This window comes from Homoserinibacter sp. GY 40078 (assembly GCF_008017545.1).
In the GTDB taxonomy this organism is placed as follows: Bacteria; Actinomycetota; Actinomycetes; order Actinomycetales; family Microbacteriaceae; genus Homoserinibacter.
In genome coordinates this window covers 524,649-543,351 of record NZ_VRTZ01000002.1, presented here as the reverse complement: position 1 = coordinate 543,351, position 18,703 = coordinate 524,649, and the positions used below count along the sequence as shown (strand labels likewise).

The 18,703-nt window shown below is 66.0% G+C and carries 21 protein-coding genes; 6 read left to right on the top strand and 15 right to left on the bottom strand.

Annotated elements, in window-relative coordinates:
- Positions 1-227 precede the first annotated feature (227 nt).
- From FVQ89_RS11375 to FVQ89_RS11360, 4 genes are all read left to right on the top strand, one after another.
- Positions 228-416: a tyrosine-type recombinase/integrase gene (locus FVQ89_RS11375; RefSeq protein ID WP_147902051.1), complete on the top strand. Its 189-nt coding sequence runs from the start codon at positions 228-230 to the stop codon at positions 414-416.
- A 302-nt stretch (positions 417-718) separates the two neighbouring features.
- Positions 719-1,537 carry a tyrosine-type recombinase/integrase gene (locus tag FVQ89_RS14680; RefSeq protein WP_222706086.1) on the top strand — a complete coding sequence of 273 codons (819 nt, stop codon included), beginning with the start codon at positions 719-721 and terminating at the stop codon, positions 1,535-1,537.
- 126 nt (positions 1,538-1,663) lie between these two features.
- The gene (locus FVQ89_RS11365; protein ID WP_222706085.1) at positions 1,664-2,191 is read left to right on the top strand and encodes an SHOCT domain-containing protein; all 528 of its coding nucleotides are present in this window, start codon (positions 1,664-1,666) and stop codon (positions 2,189-2,191) included.
- Positions 2,192-2,328: 137 nt separating this feature from the next.
- Positions 2,329-2,658: a hypothetical protein gene (locus tag FVQ89_RS11360; RefSeq protein WP_147902049.1), complete on the top strand. Its 330-nt coding sequence runs from the start codon at positions 2,329-2,331 to the stop codon at positions 2,656-2,658.
- Between the two features lie 7 nt (positions 2,659-2,665).
- On the opposite strand, the gene FVQ89_RS11355 is transcribed toward FVQ89_RS11360, so the two are convergent.
- Positions 2,666-2,929: a hypothetical protein gene (locus tag FVQ89_RS11355; protein WP_147902048.1), complete on the bottom strand. Its 264-nt coding sequence runs from the start codon at positions 2,927-2,929 to the stop codon at positions 2,666-2,668.
- Positions 2,930-3,073: 144 nt separating this feature from the next.
- Here FVQ89_RS11355 and FVQ89_RS11350 point away from each other — a divergent pair, with 144 nt between their 5' ends.
- Both FVQ89_RS11350 and FVQ89_RS11345 read left to right on the top strand, forming a co-directional pair.
- On the top strand, positions 3,074-3,277 hold the full coding sequence (locus tag FVQ89_RS11350; protein ID WP_147902047.1) for a YjbF family lipoprotein: 204 nt from the start codon (positions 3,074-3,076) through the stop codon (positions 3,275-3,277).
- An 85-nt stretch (positions 3,278-3,362) separates the two neighbouring features.
- Entirely contained in the window at positions 3,363-4,115 is a 753-nt protein-coding gene (locus FVQ89_RS11345) for a helix-turn-helix domain-containing protein (protein WP_147902046.1), read from the top strand.
- A 94-nt stretch (positions 4,116-4,209) separates the two neighbouring features.
- On the opposite strand, the gene FVQ89_RS11340 is transcribed toward FVQ89_RS11345, so the two are convergent.
- The 14 genes from FVQ89_RS11340 to FVQ89_RS11270 all read right to left on the bottom strand — a co-directional run bounded on the left by FVQ89_RS11340 (position 4,210) and on the right by FVQ89_RS11270 (position 18,654).
- Positions 4,210-5,139, bottom strand: a complete 930-nt coding sequence (locus tag FVQ89_RS11340; RefSeq protein WP_187265016.1) for a toll/interleukin-1 receptor domain-containing protein — start codon at positions 5,137-5,139, stop codon at positions 4,210-4,212.
- 64 nt (positions 5,140-5,203) lie between these two features.
- A complete protein-coding gene (locus tag FVQ89_RS11335) occupies positions 5,204-6,007 on the bottom strand; it encodes a hypothetical protein (protein ID WP_147902044.1) in 804 nt (267 codons plus the stop codon).
- Positions 6,007-6,891 (bottom strand): hypothetical protein, encoded by an 885-nt coding sequence (locus tag FVQ89_RS11330; protein WP_147902043.1) that lies wholly within the window; start codon positions 6,889-6,891, stop codon positions 6,007-6,009. Before FVQ89_RS11330 ends, FVQ89_RS11335 begins: the two co-directional genes overlap by 1 nt.
- Positions 6,892-7,037: 146 nt before the next feature.
- Positions 7,038-7,430, bottom strand: a complete 393-nt coding sequence (locus FVQ89_RS11320; RefSeq protein ID WP_147902042.1) for a hypothetical protein — start codon at positions 7,428-7,430, stop codon at positions 7,038-7,040.
- Positions 7,427-8,593 carry a hypothetical protein gene (locus FVQ89_RS14470; protein ID WP_187265015.1) on the bottom strand — a complete coding sequence of 389 codons (1,167 nt, stop codon included), beginning with the start codon at positions 8,591-8,593 and terminating at the stop codon, positions 7,427-7,429. Before FVQ89_RS14470 ends, FVQ89_RS11320 begins: the two co-directional genes overlap by 4 nt.
- Positions 8,590-8,769, bottom strand: coding sequence for a hypothetical protein (locus tag FVQ89_RS11310; protein ID WP_147902041.1), 180 nt, complete (start codon positions 8,767-8,769; stop codon positions 8,590-8,592). Before FVQ89_RS11310 ends, FVQ89_RS14470 begins: the two co-directional genes overlap by 4 nt.
- Positions 8,766-9,374 carry a hypothetical protein gene (locus FVQ89_RS14675; RefSeq protein WP_147902040.1) on the bottom strand — a complete coding sequence of 203 codons (609 nt, stop codon included), beginning with the start codon at positions 9,372-9,374 and terminating at the stop codon, positions 8,766-8,768. The genes FVQ89_RS11310 and FVQ89_RS14675 overlap by 4 nt, the downstream gene beginning before the upstream one ends.
- A 194-nt stretch (positions 9,375-9,568) precedes the next feature.
- Positions 9,569-10,822 carry a hypothetical protein gene (locus tag FVQ89_RS11300; protein WP_147902039.1) on the bottom strand — a complete coding sequence of 418 codons (1,254 nt, stop codon included), beginning with the start codon at positions 10,820-10,822 and terminating at the stop codon, positions 9,569-9,571.
- The gene (locus FVQ89_RS11295; RefSeq protein ID WP_147902038.1) at positions 10,819-13,104 is read right to left on the bottom strand and encodes a hypothetical protein; all 2,286 of its coding nucleotides are present in this window, start codon (positions 13,102-13,104) and stop codon (positions 10,819-10,821) included. The genes FVQ89_RS11300 and FVQ89_RS11295 overlap by 4 nt, the downstream gene beginning before the upstream one ends.
- On the bottom strand, positions 13,101-15,371 hold the full coding sequence (locus FVQ89_RS11290) for a tape measure protein (RefSeq protein WP_255513618.1): 2,271 nt from the start codon (positions 15,369-15,371) through the stop codon (positions 13,101-13,103). The genes FVQ89_RS11295 and FVQ89_RS11290 overlap by 4 nt, the downstream gene beginning before the upstream one ends.
- Positions 15,372-15,580: 209 nt before the next feature.
- Positions 15,581-16,681: a hypothetical protein gene (locus tag FVQ89_RS11285; protein ID WP_187265014.1), complete on the bottom strand. Its 1,101-nt coding sequence runs from the start codon at positions 16,679-16,681 to the stop codon at positions 15,581-15,583.
- A gap of 341 nt (positions 16,682-17,022) precedes the next feature.
- Positions 17,023-17,439, bottom strand: coding sequence for a hypothetical protein (locus FVQ89_RS11280; protein WP_147902035.1), 417 nt, complete (start codon positions 17,437-17,439; stop codon positions 17,023-17,025).
- Complete coding sequence (locus FVQ89_RS11275; protein WP_147902034.1) at positions 17,385-17,732, bottom strand: hypothetical protein; 348 nt, start codon at positions 17,730-17,732, stop codon at positions 17,385-17,387. The genes FVQ89_RS11280 and FVQ89_RS11275 overlap by 55 nt, the downstream gene beginning before the upstream one ends.
- A gap of 85 nt (positions 17,733-17,817) precedes the next feature.
- Entirely contained in the window at positions 17,818-18,654 is an 837-nt protein-coding gene (locus tag FVQ89_RS11270; protein WP_147902033.1) for an IPT/TIG domain-containing protein, read from the bottom strand.
- Positions 18,655-18,703 lie beyond the last annotated feature (49 nt).

Sequence of the window (18,703 nt, the reverse complement as noted above, 5' to 3'; positions counted from 1 at the left end):
GCGCACGCGCCCGCCCGTGTGGAGGACGACGTGCCCGCCGCGCCATCGAATGGCCGTCAACGGCTCGACCAGGATTCGGGCTCTGCCGCCGACGAAGACCTCGCGCGCTCGTGGGCTCTCGTCGTCGACCCACCGCCGCGTGCTGTGGTCACGAGCGACGGTTGCGAACACGAGCCCGCGCCCCTTGCGGGAGCCGTCCGCCCAGCCGGGGGCGCTCGCGGCGGGGGATGCGCCTCAACAACTCGAATTGGCGTCGCATCGTCGGTTGGTCGAAGTCGTGCCGGGGTCGCCGCGTTCACGACCTGCGCCACACGGCCGCCACTCTTTGGCTCTCGAACGGCATCGACGTCAAGACGGTGCAGACCTGGCTCGGCCACGAGTCCGCGCAGCTGACGCTGAACCTGTACAGCCATTGAATGGGCAGCCACGCCGATGCCGCCGCTCTCGCACGCCTGAACGCGGTTCTCGGGGGGACACGCAGCCGAACCTAAGAACGGGCCTCGCGGCGCTTCCCTTTGAATCATTCGTAGGGCGGACGGGACTTGAACCCGTGACCGACGGATCATGGGTCGCCCCGGTCACGCCGATCCGACCGGCACCTAGTGCCGTCGAAGCAATAGAGGCATGAGCGTGACCATGCGATCGCCATTCTTCACGCGAACGGGTAGCCCGCGAAATGGGGAGTGAACGTCACCTTAAGCTGGTGCCACAGTCGAGGATGACACAGCAAGTCACGCCCTCTGCACCTTGGGCGAGCCCCATCCGTGGGTACCTCGACCACCTCACCGCCAGTCGGTCCCCGAAGCCGACGATCACTCTCCGGAGCTACTACCTACGTCGCTTCGCCGCTGACATCGGCATAGACCCCTGGGGCGTAACCGCCCGCGATCTCGTCGACTACATCAACAACAGCACCTGGGGACCATCGGCAGTCAAGAGCTTCCGCTCCACGATGCGCGAGTTCTACCGCTGGGCCACCCTCTCCGACCTCACCACCACGAACCCGGCCGAACGACTGCCGCGCGTCCGGGTACCCGTCGGCTCGCCCCGCCCCGCCCCCGAGTCGTCCCTCGAGGACGGCCTGGGCGTCGCAGACCCTCGCACCCGCATGATGATCCGACTCGCTGCCCTGGCAGGACTCCGCTGCCGAGAGATCGCCCTCGTCCAGGGCGATGACGTCGAGCGCGACCTCCTCGGATGGTCTCTACGCGTGCAGGGCAAGGGCGGCCGCATGCGCCGAGTCCCGATCTCCGACGACCTCGCCGCCGAGATCCTCGGCCACGCCGGCTACCTGTTCCCAGGGCAGGTCGAAGGTCACCTCTCCGCCCAGTACGTCTCCAAGCTGATCTCGCGGGCGCTCCCCGGCGCGACCGCCCACCAGCTTCGGCACCGCTACGCCACTCGCGCCTACCAGCACGGGGGGCGAGACATCCGGGCAGTGCAGGAGCTGCTCGGGCACGCGAGCGTCGCGACCACTCAGGTGTACACCGCTGTCGACCCCGACTCGCTGCGGCAAGCTGCGCTCGCGGCCGCATAGACACTCCGGGCCCAGCCTCGACGCAAACTGGATCCCCTCGCGCCTTCTCAATTCGGTGCGAGGGGATCGCACCACGGACCACGGGCGCCCGCGGCGCGGGCTCGCGAGCCCCCTATGATCGTCGCCATGACCGACGCCCCTCTGTATAGCTTCACCTCGCACATCTCAGGCAAGAACGCCAAGGTACAGATCTACCGGGACCGCATCGAATGGGAGCGCCCTCGCGGCGTTTCGGGCGGCAAGATCACGGCGGGCATCATGACCGGCGGGCTCAGTCTTCTCGCGACTGGCGTCAAGAATGGCAAATCCGGAACCGAGATGATCCCGGTGAAGAACATCAGCTCGGTCACGACGAGACGCGATGGCATTATGAACTCGTTCGTCTCGATCATCACGTCCGGCAACACGATCGACTTCCGCGTCTCGCACGGCGAGGCCGCGACCGTGAAGACGGTCGTCACTGACCTCATCCTCGGCAAGTACGACGCCGCGGTCGAGGCCGCAGCCGCACCGGTGCCGGAGCCAGCCCCGACAGCGGCCCCCGGGGTCGATGTGACTGAGCAAATCGCGAAGCTCGCTTCGCTGCGAGACGCCGGCGTGCTCACCGACGAAGAGTTCACCACGAAGAAGGCCGAGCTCCTCGCACGGCTTTGAACAGTCCCGGCGCTGGCTGTCGGTCGTGCAGCGGTAACATCCCTTCACGGTCGCGCGACGCAAGACGGAGAACTCCGAGGTTCGCGCGGCCTCTTCGCTTCGCAGCGGCCGGGCTGCCCGACACTCGGGGAGACGGCGTGCATCACAAGATCCAAGACGCCCACGACGCGTACGAACGCCGCAGCCGGGAACCCACGGCCGAGTGGCACCCAATCCTCGCCGCCGAAGAGCGCGCTCTCTGCGTCTGGGTGATGGTCGCGCAATACGGGCGTGAGTACGGCACCGTCCGCTTGATACGCCGCGGCGATGAGGTCGGCTACCGGGCCGAGGACGCGGCAGGGCAGCTCGTCGGCTACTACCGGACCCTGAAGGCCGGGTGCATGGCCGTTCACCGTCAACATCTACGTGACGGTACCCCCGGCTCGTACACTGCGTACTGGCACGACGATCTCGAGAGTCGCAGCTGACTACTGGTCAGAGCGCGATGACGCTGAGTATCCCGGCGATCGACGCGAGCGCGACGCCCGATCCAACGAGGCCGAACTCCACCTTCGCGTCATATCGGATCGAATCGCCAATCTGGTGAGCGATGGCGTGCATGTCAGCTTCGAAATCGTCGGTGAATTCCGGCGAGGGAGGCGCGGGCGCACTCTTGCGATTCACGAACACGACTCGCAGGAGCGCCACGAACGGCAGCGCAAAGGCCAAGACGTACAACGCGATGATCGCTGCTTGCATGCGCAGATCGTAGCGGCGCCCGTGACGCGCGGTCTATGCCTCTTGACCGCCCCGCGATTGGGCGCACACTGGTCTCACTTTCCTTGTTGCGTAGCAAGGTTAGTGCGGGTAGAATATTACTATCGACAAGGAAAGGAGGGATAGATGGACAAGGAACTGAAGAAGATCGCGAAGGCACTCGAGGCGCAGGGCTTCGAGACTCGGATCTCCAAGCGGGGCCACATGATCGTGAGCCACGACGGGAGGATCGTAGCGACCTTCTCCGGGACCGCGAGCGATTGGCGCTCGATGCGGAACAGCATCGCAGACGCGAGACGCGCGGGGTTCAAGTGGCCGCCTGAACGGTAGCCGCGAAAAGGGGACCGGGCCAAAGGTAGTGGCCCGGTCCCCGGTTCCAACCATCATCCCACCCCACATCAGAAAGGAGAACCCCGTGCCTACGTTCGTCAGCTACATCGAGTTCAGCGGGACCGGACGCACGAGCGATGTCGTGGACCGCCTGATCGACCACCTCGACGGATTCGACCCGTCGATCAGCGAGCCCGCATCGGATCGGATCGGAGTCCGCGTCAACATCGACGGCCCGGACCTCGGCGTCGCCACCCGCACCGTCGTCGCCCTCGCTACCAACGCGCTCGCGACCCTTGTGCCGGACGCGAAGCCCGTGCATGTCGAGACGTCCACCGAGAGGGAGTTCGAGGTACGCGAGGCCCTCACCGACGGACACACCATGCTCACTGTGGCCGACGCGATGCGGTTCCTCGGCGTCAGCCGCCAGGCGGTGCTTCAGCAGATCGAATCCGGACGGCTTGCCGGCGCCCAGAGGTCCCGCGACGGCGACGCTTACCTCATCCCCGCCGACTCGATCCGGGATCGCGCCCGGCAGCGGGTCGTCCTCGGTTGGGCTCCGAGTTGGGATGAGAACGGCATCGAGATCGGCGACGACACGCAGCGCCGCGCGATCCTTGAGCCGATGTATGACGCGCTTTCGATCGTCGGCGCGCTTCCTGCCTATCGGGAAGCGCAGAAGGCTGAGCAGGGTGAGGAGCACAACGGGCTGCTCGCGCGGACCTGGCGCGATGCCGAGCGGGATGCTCTTGATGCGATGGCGATGCTCGGGATGCCCACCACTGGGGTCCGCTTCTTCGCGGAACCCCTCGCGACCCGCGGTACCACGGGCTTCTGACAAACGACGAGAGGCGCCCCCGCGCGACTCCTACGGAGAGGAGCGCACGGGGGCGTCAAAAACGAGTCGGGCGCCATCGGCACGATGGCTCAAGCTATCCAATGGGGTCAATGTCGTCCGGATGCAGCCGGGTCCGGGTTCCGTCGGGACTGAAGATAATACGCTCGCCGTCGACAAGGTAGATCGTGATTGTCAATTGTTGATTCGTAGCGAGAGCTTGCATGTCTGTCAGCTTTTCTTGCGAAATGGGCTTTGGTGGACCACCTAGATACACATCCGCGGTCTCCAGAGATGCGCTTATCTTTGCACCTGCCCCCGAGGTACCCAGGATCCTCCGCAAACGCTCAACGTTCGGAGACTTCGTCGGCGACCAGACTTTCTCGTCGTATCCCATCGAGTCCATCCAACGGCGCACGCGTTCACGCTCGCTCTGGGATGGAGCACCGCGCAGATCCGCCACCTCCCGCTGCAACGCACGAATGGTAGTTAGCACCTCCTCAAGGAGGTCGTCAGGACTACGTTTCGGCGGAGGTGCCGTGTGGAGCAACATTGCACGTTCCACGGCTGCCTCGAACTCGTCCCAATGCACGTCGAACAACGTGCGCACGGTATCGGGGTCCACGCGATCCACGTTCGCATTGTTGACCGACGTGACAAGGGCGAAGACAGCGTCACGGTCGGTGGCCGCTGTGTTCTGGAACTGCTTCAGAGGACCGTCAAGATCGGCGTCTGCCAGGCCGACCAAGAGAGGGGCCACGCGTCCATCGGTGACCGACTTCCCGAGCGCCCCCGCTTCAAAGTTGATCCAAGTTGACCCGACATTCGTCCGCGTCACGACAACGATCCCAAACTGGGACTCTTCGAGTTCGTCCGCGATCTTGTTGAGGCCGCGCGCTCCCCTGTCGATGTCTTCCGACGAGACGAACGCAGTGACCTTCCTCGCGAGCACCTGCGGCAACCAGTCTCGGAGCGCCACGGCGACCGTGTTCGATTGCTTGCCCGACCAACTGATGAAAACCTGCACGCTGTCCTCCCGATCCGCGCAGACTCTATCGGTCCGAGAGGAATTCACGTAGCGCGCGACCCGCCTAAGAGATTGGACGCCACAGATCGTGGGCGAACGTCGATGCGGATGCGTCGACTTCACCAGACCACTCGTAGACGTCGAGCTCTTCGCCTGTGGTCGCGCCGGAGAAGAATGACTGAACCGTGGCTTCCCGCTCGAGGAGGAGCCCGGTGGCGTCCATCACGGTTCCGGGCCCGTTGGTCCCGGACTGGTTCACGAGGTACGCGGCGAATCGCGTCGCCCCCGCCGGCACGGTGAACGTGTTCCCGATCCGCGCCCACCCACCGTCGACCATGCTGACGATCTCGGTAGCGACTCCCCCGGGTCGCCAGTTGATCGTGTCGTCGCCGAATCGGACGCGGAGCCTGCCGACCGGCGCGGGGTCTCCGGTGACACGCAAGAACACCGAGAGCGCGATCCGCTCCCCCGGCGTCACCGGGAATCCGTATTCGGTCCCGAATGTGCCCGTCTCAGGGTTGCCGGTCAGGTGGAAACCATAGGTCGTGACCGTCTCCGACGTCTGCGTGAATCGGACGTAGGTGGTCAGCTCCGGGAGCGGCCCATCCGCCGCGTTGGTCACGAGAGAGTAGCTTCCGTTGTTGCCGTAGCGGCTCTGGTCGAACCTGACATCGTGATTCGACAGAGCAGGTAGAGCCGTCCCCCGCGGATCCACTGCGAGGTTCGTCCGCTGTAGCAACGGGGCCCGCTCGCCGACGAGCACGAGACCTGTGCCATCCGACGCCGCCACATACGCCTTACGCGCCCGAGCGAGTGAGACGCCGTCGACTGCAACGCACAGGTCGCTGATCTGGTCGAGCCGGAGCATCAGATGTCCACGACGATGTAGAGCTTGCTCGTGTCGTAGGGCGGGACGAGCTCGCCGAGCTGTTCCTCGGTCCCCGTCCACCGCTGCCATGCCCCGGATGCGAGCGCGGCCATCGCGGCGAATGCACCGAGTGTGGGCGCGCCGACATCGGCAGCGCCGAGCAGGATGTCGCCGGTCTGGCCGTTGACGGTGCTGACCGGTGCGATCGGGTAGGCGATCGACTGCCACGAGTCAGGGTCGGACGGCTCGTCGTCGGCAATGATCCATGTCGTCTTGGTGTCGCTGCGGATGCACCAGTCCCCGCGCTGTCCGGACAGGGCCAGCATCTCGGCTTCGCTGTCGACCTTGCCGAGGAAGTCTGAGACTGCCAGCGGCGGGAGCTGCGAGGTCGGCACCTTGCCGCTCATCAGGTCGGCCTTCGGGTGCCCCTCCATGTATGCGGCAACCGCATCGACCGAGGCCCCCTGCGCGGCGTCGCGCGCATCTTCCGCTTCGCTCGCTGCTACCGTCGCCGCGGCACTGGCGGACGCCGCCTCGGCCAACACTTCCTGTGCGGACGGCGGCAGGGGCACTAGCGGCTCGAGCGTGTCGGGATCGACCTGATGCAGATCGATCAGCTCGCCGACGGTGATCACTTCGACATCGGGGATCGCGAACCACCAGAGGTGGGTCTCCGCTCCCGGGCGAACCGTCAACCCCGCCGCGTTCCCGGGCGGAGTTGGAGCGAGCTCGTAGACCACCTCGTCGGCAGTGACATGTGCTCCCCGGGCGCCGTCGGAGACGATCGGGTCGCCCGCTTGCAGGTGGTGCATCTGCCACGCGACCCACCACGCGCCTGAGACACCGGACAGCACGTCCGCCTTTCGGAAGATGACAGCTACCACGGGAAGTACCTCCATAAATGCGGATGCAGCGGGTAGGGCTTGGTCGGGCACCGGGCCCTTGGGGGTGTCGGCCTACTGGCAGGACTCGCATTGCAGCTCGTCCATCGGATCGACGGGCACCTCGTACTCGTCGACGGTGTCTCGACTCACTTCGTCACCCCCTCGGGCCACTCGGGTGGCGGCGGAGGCTCCCCGTCGAAGATGTGCCCTCGGAGGTCGTGCGCGTACTGACGGAGCTTGTCGCGTTCCACGGTTCGCTCTGTGAGCTCCTCGGTCAGCTGGTCGTTGCGTCTGTCGACCCGCTCGAGCCTCTCGTCGAGGTTCCCACCACGACGAGTCAGCTCCTGGCTGAGACGACCGACTTCCTCTTGAAGCTGGTCGATCATCTGGTGCTCGTTGGACTTCTTGTTCGCGACGGCCTGCACCTCGGTCGCCCGACGCTGCACCCGTGAAGAGAGGACGTGCCCGAGAGCGACGCCGCCGACAGTCAGCAGCGTCGCTCCCAGACCGATTAGCCCTCCGAGGATCTCCGGGGTCACTGCTTCGTCGGGGTGTTCGCCGAAGCGAGGACCGCAGCGTAGGGGCCGACGTACCCGACGACACCAACGGCGATCGCGAGCACGATCACCCATGCCTCGAGCCACGAGGCCAGGCTCATCGTCGCGAGGGTCGCGGCCGCGCCGACGCCTGCCACGGTGCCCGTAATGAGGGCACCAATGACGAGCGCAGCGATCACGTACCAGGCGTACAGCCGCTTGCGGGTCTTCGCGTCCTCGACGACAGCGCCGAGCGCGCCTGCGTCGAGCTCGGGCGGGTTGATGAGATGCGTGACGGTCATTGCGTCCTCCTCTGTGATCGGTTCTGCCGGCGTCTCCGGCTGGGGCTCGGGCTCCGGCTCCGGCTCCGGTTCCGGGGTCGGCGTCGGTTCCGGGGTCGGCTCGGGTGCCGGGTCGGGCGTCGGCTCCGGCGCGGGTGCCGGGTCGGGCGTCGGCTGCGGGGTGAGGTCTTTGAGGTCGTGCGTGCCCGCGTCGGTGAAGCCGGAGACGTGGGAGTAGTAGCTCCCGATGAGGAGCCAGATGTTGCTCTTCTGGCCCTTGGGCGTCTGGCCGCGGACGTAGCCCTTCGGGGTGACGATCTTGCCGGGCGCGAGGTTCTGCTTCGGGTCGTAGGACGAGCTGGTCGTCGCCGCCTTCCGCCGCCGCGCCTGCGTGGTGGACTTCACCTGCCGCTGCTTCGCAGTCGGCTTGGGCGTCGCCTTGGGTGCGTTCTCATCGGTCAGACCCGTGATCCGCTCGCGCTTCCCGTTCGTGTGCGAGAAGCCCTTGAGGGTGAGGTGCTCCGCGTAGTCGTCGACCTTGTGGACGTAGACGCTCTTCCCGAGGCTCTTCACGGCGTTGGTCGACCATCCGGTCGCGGACGCCATGAGCCCCGAGCCGAGGTAGATCCCGACGTGGTTCTCGACGAACATCACGATGTCGCCCGGGCTCGCCTTGCGCCAGTCCTTCGTGTGGACCGTCGAGGCGGCGTTCGCCGCATTCGCGGTCCCGTAGCTGTTCGGGGTCGGCTTGCCGAAGTGGGTCTCCCAGTAGTTGCCCACGAACTGCTGGCAGTAGCTCGTCAGCACGCCGCTGCCGTTCTTGCGCAGGTAGCTCAGCGTCGCCTTCTTCACTGTGGCCTTCGCCACGGCGAGGGTGCTCGTCATGTGTCCTCCTCGATGATCTGAGGCGCGATCCACGCGCCGCCTTCGTATCGCCAGCCGATCCCGACCGGCATGTCCGTTCCGGGCAACACGAGCTGCCCTTCCGGCCCGTAGGGGGCCTCGCCGTCCCAGATGACGACGTTGACCACCAGGCCCTCGACGACCTGCGCGTACCTCATGCGAACAGCTCGACGATCACGATTCCGGGCGCCCCGTCGCCGCCGATGGCCGCGCCGTCACCGCGACCGCCACCGCCACCGCCCCCGTACCCGCCGCCCGGGTCGCCATCGGTGGTCGTGGACGAGGACTGCAACCCCCGCCCGCCCGTGCCGAGGAACGAGCCCCCGCCCGCGCCTCCGATCGGCGAGCCGGTCGAGCCGCCGCTGCCGCCGCCTCCTCGGATGAGAAGGTCGCCCACGCCGCCCGTGCCGCCCAGCCCGCCCGCCTGTCGGGAGGAGAGCCGGTACCCGCCCACCGCGATGACCAGATCATCGAACGACGATGCCCCACCGTCGCCTGAGCCGACCGTCGAGTCACCGATCCCGCCCGCCCCGACCGTCACCGGCACCAGCACCGGCAACAGAGAGAGGTCCGTGATGAAGCTGCGCGCGTACTCCCCGCCAGCCCCGCCACCGCCGCCCGAACCGCCCGAGCCGTTGCCGCCGCCTGCGCTCCCCGCCCCCTGCACCTGCACATCCAGCGCACGCAGCCACGGGAACGCCGAGCGGTCGAACGTGTCGGACGAGCGGAAGTAGAGCCGCCGAACCAGACGATAGGACCCCATCGGATCAGCCGATGCCGCCGAGCGACCATGAACCACGATCTGCCGCGTCGACAACTCGCACCGCACACGATCGCCGACACTCAGACGCACCGGGTCAACCAGGCTGTCCGGCGTGACCGGCAGCGCTGCATCTTCACCGTCGAGACGCACCCGCAGCGGTGCCACCCCGGTGACCGTCCCCCAGATGAACCGAGTCACAGGTCGATCACCTCCTGAAGATCGACACTCATCAACTCGTCAAACCGCAAGGGGATCTCGACCCTCTGCACCGTGTGCCGCGCGTCCACCCCCGCCGGCGTCGATTCGAACCGCACGGCGTCGAGCAGTTCCAAGGGCAGAGGCAGGCAGCGCACTGACACCGCCGCCTGAACCGATGAAGATGCGATGAGTGACTGGCGGGCGACGCTACTGAGGTGCGCCTCGGTCGCCCCGGCCGGATCCGGCTCCGCCGAGAAGTCAGGCACGTCGACCCCGCTGAGCACTTTCACTCGCCTGAGCGCGCGAACGTACTCCCCCGGGTTGTCGGGGTCCGGAACAAGACGCGAGTACGGGCAAGCCGGATCGTCATTCGACCACGAGCCCGTCAGTGGCTCCGCATCACCATCCCCAGTGGCAACGGCCACGACGATATTCGGCACTCCGAAGCTGTCGCGATCCCGCTTGAAGTCCGGCGAATACACGGACTCCTCACCGTCGGTGAGCTCGCGCACGAGCTGCTGCCCATCGGAATCGTTCAGCATCGCGTACCGGATCGATCGGTCCGCAGGGCGCACGTAGGGTGTCGCCCTGAAGTTGCCGACGCCGTCGACCCAGAGCGCCGTGTAGTCGAGCACCTTCAGGAGGTCGTTGACGATCGTGAGCTTCGTCGTCTCCGGTGCCACAGGGAAGACGAGCGACGAAGCGAGGGTCCGCGTGTCCGATCCGTCGATGACTATGGACTCGCCTGCCGACTTGATGATGTCGCGCACTATCTCGAGCACTGGCAGCCCCGCCTCCGCCACGAAGGTGGTGTCGAATGCGTCCTGATCGAGTGCGGTCGACTTGTCGTGCAGCTCGACGGCGAAGGTGCGCCCGGTTGCAGTCCACGCCTCTGGGGACGCCGTGACGACGTACACGCCGAGCGGCTGCTCCGGGAGGCCCTCGATCACCAGCACCGGCCGTATTCGCACCTGCACGAGGTCGATATCGGCAATCCGGGTCATACCGGATGCAGCAGTGGCGAGATCATGGACCGTGATGGAGCCTGACTTCTTCACCCGCGCCGAGACCGACCACGAGAGCGAGCCACCTGGCTCCACTCCATCGAGCTCCCCGATGAGCGAATCGCGCCCAGTTGCCGGGTTGTGCTTGAGCAGCTCATAGCGGTGCGACGTCGTGCGGGATCCGTAGAGAATCTCGCGCGTCGTCACATCGCGCACTGGCAGCACGCCAGCGGGCAGTCCAATCACGACGCCTCCGTTACCCTGTACCGGAACTCCTGCACCCGACTCGAGGGCGACGAGACCGAACCGGACACAGCGCCGAAGATTCGACGCCCGGAGGGGTCGCGGTAGCAGACGATCTCGGCGTCCAACAGGAACTCGTCAATCTCCTTGGGCGCAGACCCGACACCCGGCGCGAGCGACGCCGACCCCGACACGACGAGCGATCGGTTCTCACCGAACAACGCGATCGGGTTCCGGCGGCCTGCGGTCACCACGAGCGCCACGGCGCGCGATGGGCTCGAGTCGAACTTCAGGTTCCCGTGGAATGAGACGATGCGCGCGAAGCCCTCGCCGGTCGACAGGAACGCGTACCACTCCTCTGTCGTCTCGAGCAGTTCGACTATGTCTGCCACCGCGCCGTCGGCCGAGATGGTGCGGACCCTGTAGCTGTTCGCCCCGTGGATCGTTGGAGTCGTGTCAAGCACGGTCAGTGTGGGGTCGTCGATCGGGTAGTTGGCAATGACCGTCTCTTCGCGGCCGCCGTCGATCGCGCGTGTGACGGTCACGCGCGCGGCCGCCGCCTCCCCCTCGTCCGGGTCAGGGAACGCGAGATCGAGCTGCGCGACACCGGACTCCCGTAGGTAGGTGACGCCCACGCCTGCGGCCACGGGCAGTGTGTAAGCGACATCGAAGTCCGCGACGGCCGCTACAGAGCTGAGGCCGTTCGAGTCCAGTGCGGTCACCCTCAGCATGTACGAACCGCCGTCGAGCACCCGTGTCGCGAGTTTCGTCGATGCGAGTGTGGTCGTGAGGATCTGCTCGAGTACCGCCTCTCCCTGCATCAGGGTGACGACGGCGCGGACGAACGTCGCGCCCTCGGACTGCGTGAATCCGAGGGCGACATCGAGCTCGGCCTCGAGCCACGTCTCGCCATCTGCCGGCCGGTCGATGGTCACTACGGGCCGGGTCTTGAACGTCACCGTTTCCGGGTCCGACCACGGTGACGCCCCCATCTCGTCGGATCCACCCGACGTCGCCTGCCCCCAGGTGCGGACTCGGAGCGTGAGCGCCACCTCGGCGTCGTGTGTGCCTCCGGCGACCGTGTAGGCCGAGGTCGGAGTGGCCGTCTTCTCGCCCGTCGCCCATGTCGCGCCGCCGTCGGTCGACGACTGCATCTGATAGGCGGACTGCGGGGTCGTGTCGACCGGATTGTGCGACCAGGACAGCACGAAGTCGTCGCTCTTCGACTGGTACGCGTCGATGGTGGGGATGGTCGGCTTGTTCGGCGGCGCGAGTAGCTGGACCGTGGCCGATCGCACCCACTCCGACGCCAGACCGCCCGACGTGGCGCGAGCGCGCACCTGATATGTGTGAGTCTCGGCAGGGTCAGGGTCGGCGTGCTTGAAGGTCGATGTACCCGCCGGGACCGTCGCCAGCGGCGCCCAAGTCGAGCCGCCGTCCCCCGACCACTCGATCACGTGCTCGTGTTCGGTGTAGCCGACGTTCGGCGTCCACGCGAGGTTGATGTCGAGCGCCGCATCCTTCGCGACGGTGAATGCCGTCGGCAGAGCCGGAGTGGTGAACACGGGCGCAGAGGCGGCCGACCATGCCGAGGCCCCTGCCCCGTTCGTCGCCCGGACCCGGTACTCGAGTCGCTGGTTGGAGGAGCACGAGAGTGATACCGAGGTAGTCGGCGACACCGTGGATGCATCCGCCCACGCGCCCCCGTTGATGCGGCGCTCGATCCTGTTCGACGTCGGCGTTCCGTGACCGGGATTGGTCTGGGCCCATCCGACGGTGACCTCCGAGTCGGAGACGCGCGTCGCCACGGTCGCTGTCGGCGTATTCGGCGCAACTGTGATGCGCGGGAGCGACACGGAGCCCGAGACGCTCCGGCTGCCGAGGTTCGAGTCGCCGACCCATTGGGCCGAGTAGTTGAGGGTCTTCCTCCCGTCGCTGGCGTGCGGAACGGCGACCCATCCCTCCCACAGCATCTGGACGGTGTCCGTCTCGTTCCGTCCCGATGACGAACGGAAGTCGTAGCTGAGGCCACCGGAGGAGTAGCGAGTGCTCCCGTTCACAACGGCAGACGCCGAGCACACACCATTCGCGTTGTAGCTGCTCGTGCCTGCGGAGCTCGGGCCCCGCTTGATGAGCATCACCTTCGCATAGACGTCCTCTTCGTTCGCCGCCGCGTCGACGCCGGACCCGGAGTTGTCACGCCAGATCGTTGCGCGCAGGGCGACACCCGGATAGTTGTTTCCGGATAGTGCGAGCTCTTGCGATGCGATCTGAACGAGCGTCATCGGCCCTCCCCTTTTCGCAGCAGCACGCGCGTGCGACTCTCGACAGCGCCCGCGACCTTGTTCGCGAGCCGATCGATGCTCTCGTCCGCAATCCGCAGCGGATCGTCACTCCCCTGGGCCTCTGCACCCTCGCGACCGTCCCAGAGCGCCTCTCGAATCCGGTCAAGAACCGGACCGGCGAGAGGCATCACGATCTCGTCGTGACGACCCTCACCGATGTTGGCGAAGATGCCGCCAGGTTGTGCGGGCACCAGAGCACCATCAGCGAGCCGTGCGGCCGAGAAGTCGACACCGGGGATACGCGGGATCTTCGGGATACCCACCGATCCAGTGATGTCGTTCACGCCGTTGATGAGGCCGTTGATGAGAGCGATGACCGCGTTCACGACCCCCTCTGCGATGGAGACGATCGTGTTCCAGACGCCGGAGAAGATGCCAGCGATGCCCTTCCACGCACGCTCCCAGTCACCCGTGAAAACACCGACCAGGAAGTCGATCAGCCCGCCAAGGATCTGCGTAAGCCCGCTGATGATCGGCATGAGCGCGTTCGCGATCACCTCGACCACGTCGATGATCGGTGGCAACAGGTACTCGAGGGCCAGCAGCAGCGGGGTGAGCGCGTGCTCGATGAGGGGCGCGATCACCGGCAGGAGTGGCTCGAGCGCAGTGAAGATCAGATCTAGTAGCGGCTGGATGAGAGCGAGCACCGGCTTCAGCAGGGCGAATACAGCCTCGACTACGGGCATGAGGGCCTCGAACAGCTGCCCGAGAACCGGCATGAGCATCGACAGGACGCCAGCGACGAGCGGGATAGCCGTGGCGAGGGCACCGGAGAGGATCTGAGCGAGCTGCGCCACCAGAGGCATGGCCATCGGAAGCACCTGCGCCGCGAGGCTGCCGACCATCGCGACGAGGTCACCGAGGAACGGTGTGACTGCCACTAGTGCCTGAGCGAGGACTCCTGCCAGCACCATCGCGATCTGCGAGAAGATCGGCAGCATCGAAGAGAGTGCCGGTGCGAGCGCTTCGAGCAAGCCGGACAGGCTGCTGAATACGGTCGAGACCACGCCGCCGAGTGCGGACTGAAGCTGCGGCGATACCGCGACGAGTCCCGCGAAGGCGGAGAGGATGAGGCCAATGGGCCCCGTCAGGAACGCGGCAGGGCCAGCGAGCCCCTTGAACAGCCCGCCCACGATCGGGAGGTTCGCCAAGACACCGGCGAGTCCACCCGCGCCGAGAGCGGCGAATGCCGCGCCCAGCGGCGCGAGAAGAGGCATGAGACTCGGGACTTGCTCAGTGACGTTGGCGAGCCCCTCGCCGAGAGACATGAGGCGTTGCACGATCGACAGCGGGAGGAAGCTGTCGTCCTCCATTAGCTCGCCACTGAATCCGGCCCGAGCGACGGCGATCGCCTCGACGGCAGCATCTACCGCGCTACCGAATGCAGCTCCCCACTCCTTCGCGCGAGCCTCGAGGGGCGCGATGAGCTCGGTGATCCCGACGAAGAACTCCCGGAACATGGGGAACACGCCGGATAGGAAGTTCGCGCCGACTCGGCTGACGGCGGCGAGCATGTTCGCGAACGCGCCGCGAGTGGTATCGCCCGACGCGAGCGCCGCGCCCCCGATGTTCTCCTCGATTACACGGCGGAACGTCTCCGCGTCGACCTTGCCCGCCGACACCATCTCTCGGAGCGCGTCCTGCGAGACGCCGTACTCGGTCGCCAACCACTGCATGATGGGGATGCCCCGGTCCTGTAGCTGGTACAGGTTCTCGGTCATCGCCCGGCCGTTGGCTGTGACCTTGTTGATGATCGAGCCCATCTCGTCCATCGACGTGCCCGCGATGGTCGCGGCGTCGGCGGTCAGTCGTAGGTACTTCTCAAGCTCTCTCCCGGGCTTGATGCCTGCGGCAACCGCCGATGCGGCGACTGTCGCCGCCGTGTCGAGGCCGTACGCGGTGCCACGCACAGCGCCCAGTGCGGAGCCCATGATCTCCGTGACGGATTCGGCATCGTGGCCTAGGCCCTTGAGCTTTGCCTGCGCGTCCTCGATGTTGAGGAGTCGTCCAAGGCCCCCCTTGATCGCCAGACCCGCGAGGGCTGCGGCGGCCCCAGTGACGGCGGTCGCGGCGCCCTTCGCGAAGCCGGTGATGCGGCCGAAGACACTGCTGGCCTGCTTCTCGACGCCGTCGAAGCCGCTGCCGAATTCCTTCTCGACCCGACGCTTGATCCCCTTCGTCGTCGGGACGATCTCCACGTACAGCACAGCGGACAATTCGGCACCTCCGTGCTTCCTCAATAGGTCGCAGGCAGCACAAGGCTCACCGCGCTATGGGTCGTCGCCATCGCCCCCGCGCGACCGGCGGAAGAGTCGCCAGGTTTATCGGAATCGAGCCGGGTTTCGAAACCGATGGAGGATGCGTGGAGTCAGTCTCTAGCGCTGGGGAGCTGGCGGGCCGGTGTCACTGATAGCGCCTACAGTCGATGCCTCAGGCGACGCACAAGACCTGAAAGATAGCGCCTGCCGGGTCGTGCTCCGAGAACCGCGTCCCGCAATATCGCCTTCCGGCTAGCCGCGTAGCTCTGCGTCGCGGCGTGGGACTTTCGCAACCACCAGAGCGAAGCACCAGCCAACGGATACTTGCCGGCCCACCACGGCACGACCCACACGAGCCCCGGAAGGACGAATCCGGGCAAGGTCAAGAAGACGATCAGGGCGTCTTCCCCTGCGATGGCCGCGATCACGCCACTGACCAGATATGCCACGGGAATTACCAGCCAGAAGATGCCGATACCCACGGCGGCCAACCACCGAATCCCTGGCGGAAACGCAATCGTGAATACGAACACCGCTGCTAGACCCGGAAACAGACCCCATATTGCAAAGAAGATCCCGAGTACCCCCAGAAAGGCAACATCTCGCGGGCTCAGGGCACCCGCATATCGCAGGAAAATCACGCCGACGCTTGCGGCCGAGACACACACCCAGAGGGCTGTCGCAATGCCAAGAGCACGACCGATGCCTGAAGGCGCCCATCGCGATCCGACCACCTGCATCCGCTGCGACGTTCTCTCATGGTGCTCTCGAGCAGCAACATAGAGGCCCTCAGGGGTCTCGCCGGAGTAGCGGGCGATGATGGCGCCGAACAGTACGACCACTGGCAACAAGGCGAATAGGGCGGCGGCCCCCCGTGGCAGGCCTACGCTCGGCCACAGGACTCCGAGCAAAGTGGCTAGGCACCAAGCTACGTAGAGGCTAGTGAAGACAGATGAAACGGTGGCCACTACTCGTTGGGTCTCCGCCAGCGAGAGCGCTCTACCACTCTCGGCCAGAATGGGTTCGTCTGCGAATATGCGCCAGCCAGTTACCGTGACTTGCCTTTGCGGAATCGCCAGCCACACAAGAATTGCAACGAGCGTGGCCGGAAACACGGGAACCAGCCACGGCATCACTTCCACCGACGCCTCGTATGCCCAGAGGGCGTACTCCCGCATTTTCGGATACCAGCTGCTCCCGCTCGGGTCCTGGAGTAGAACCATAAGCGACAGCCCCAGCCCGAGCGCAGTCGGCACCATGATGGTCCAAAGCGGAATCAGAAGCCACACTTGGCCCCAGGACAGCAGGTGACTTGACGCTGCGGCAGGTTTCTCGCTCGTACCCGCGGCCTCCGGTGCATCAGCGCCTCGGACTTTCTCACCCCGCATTCGCTGCAATTCAGGCTGCCTCCGCGCCATGCCACCGCCGCCCCTCTTGTGCGCGCCTCCAGAATGCGATTGTCGTCGCAGTGTCGCAGGATTCTCCCGCAACGCGGATTTTGGATGGCTCGATTATGTCGGCGCGCAGGATCACCTGTAAATAACTCACCTGCGAACGCCGGTGGTGAGGTGGCACAACTTCGCAGCATCTCGACCCGACACTAAAACATGGCGGCGAGCTTCGCGCGGCGGGCGAGCCTGTCGGGAGTGACTTCCGTTGCAGACGACTGGCCGTAGTTGGGGCTCTTCCCCGCCCACGGACGCGGGATGCGGATGCGGATCGCACCCCGCTTCTGGCGTGTGTTGATGTCTTGCTCGAACACGGCCCACGCAGCTCGTTCGGCGGGGTGCGGCACGTACTTGTCGCCCGCGAGTGCCGAGAACAGGTGCGACGACGGCTCGCGGAGAATCTCTGAGACGTAGTCCCAGAACTCATTCCATGAGCACCGCTCGCTGGTGAAGTCCTCTACCCGAACACCGAGCGGCGCGAGGTCGTACCTCAGCGCCGCCCGGTGCCAGCGGATTAGAGCGGGGAGGACACGAGAGAAGGGTCGTACTCGTTCGACTTTTCGCCCCACCTCCGGAACACCTGCGCCACCGTGGGACCGTCGAGACGCGCGAGGATCCGCGAGGCCTTCGGGAAGCTGTCCACGAGCGACTGGATGAGGTGGGACCAGGCAGCGAGCTTCTGCGAGTCGTTGTTGCCGTTCTCGGCGTCCTGGAAGATGCCGAATGCGGTCGTGATCCCTAGCGGCACGCCAGGTTGCCCCAGCACTGGGAGCTCAAACTTGCCGTATCCGACGATGTTGAACTCGATCGTCGGCGCGGACTCGGGGCTCGCGCCCGGAGTGATGTCGACTGCGTTGTTCATGGTTGGCGACCTTTCGTGTTGTGGCGACGTCGAGGAATTGCCTGCGAGGCGGGGGTCGCCGTCACCCGCCTCGCAGGGGTCTGAGTCAGACGCGGTCGTAGGTGACGCTGGCCGTGCCGCCCGAGGTGGTGACCTCGATGTCCGCCGTCCCGGCATCGCCGCCCGGCATGAGCACGACGATCTGCGTGGCGGTGTTCGAGACGATGAAGGCGAGATCGCCGCCGATCGTGACCGTGGCGCCCGCCAGGTTCGTGCCGTCGATGACGACATTGCCAGCGGCGGCCTGCTGCTCGGCCGGCGAGACCGTCGTGATGGTCGGAGCCGCCGGGGCGCTGTCGATCCAGAGTGTCGACCACGCGTCGAACTGGTAGCCCAGGACAGGATCGCGGTAGGCGCGAAGGGTCATCCCGTACGAGTTGAGATCGGCGGGCCCGAAGGTGATCGCGTCCCGGTCGGCGACCTTGGCCCGCGGGAAGTGCGCGATCACGACATCGTCATCACCCGAGATCCCGACGAGGACGAGGTCGCGGAAGGTCTTCACGGATGCCTTCGAGACACGCATGTGCCCCGAGCTCCCGTCGATCGCCGCATCGAAGTAGACCTCTGCCTGCTTGCGACCCGACTCGATCGCCGAGAATTGCGTCGCCCAGGTACCCGGCCCGTCCTCGTCGAGAACGACGTCACTGTTGTGCGCCTTGAAGTTGACGTTGTCGCCCGGCTCCGGGGTGAGCGTGAATCCCGAGTCAGAGTAGTAGCCGAGGTCGATGCGCTTACCTGACGCGATATCGGCCGACGGATCCCAGTCGGGACCGGTCGGTGCATCCGGCACCCCGTACGCGCCGATGAGGATCCGACCGTCCTTGATGAGGCGGACGAGATCCGGATTGTTCGCCCGGTCGTTCTCGATGATTGCAGCGGTCATGGTCCGCCTTCCTGGTAGGTGGTGATTTCTGGGGTCCGCTCGGCGACCG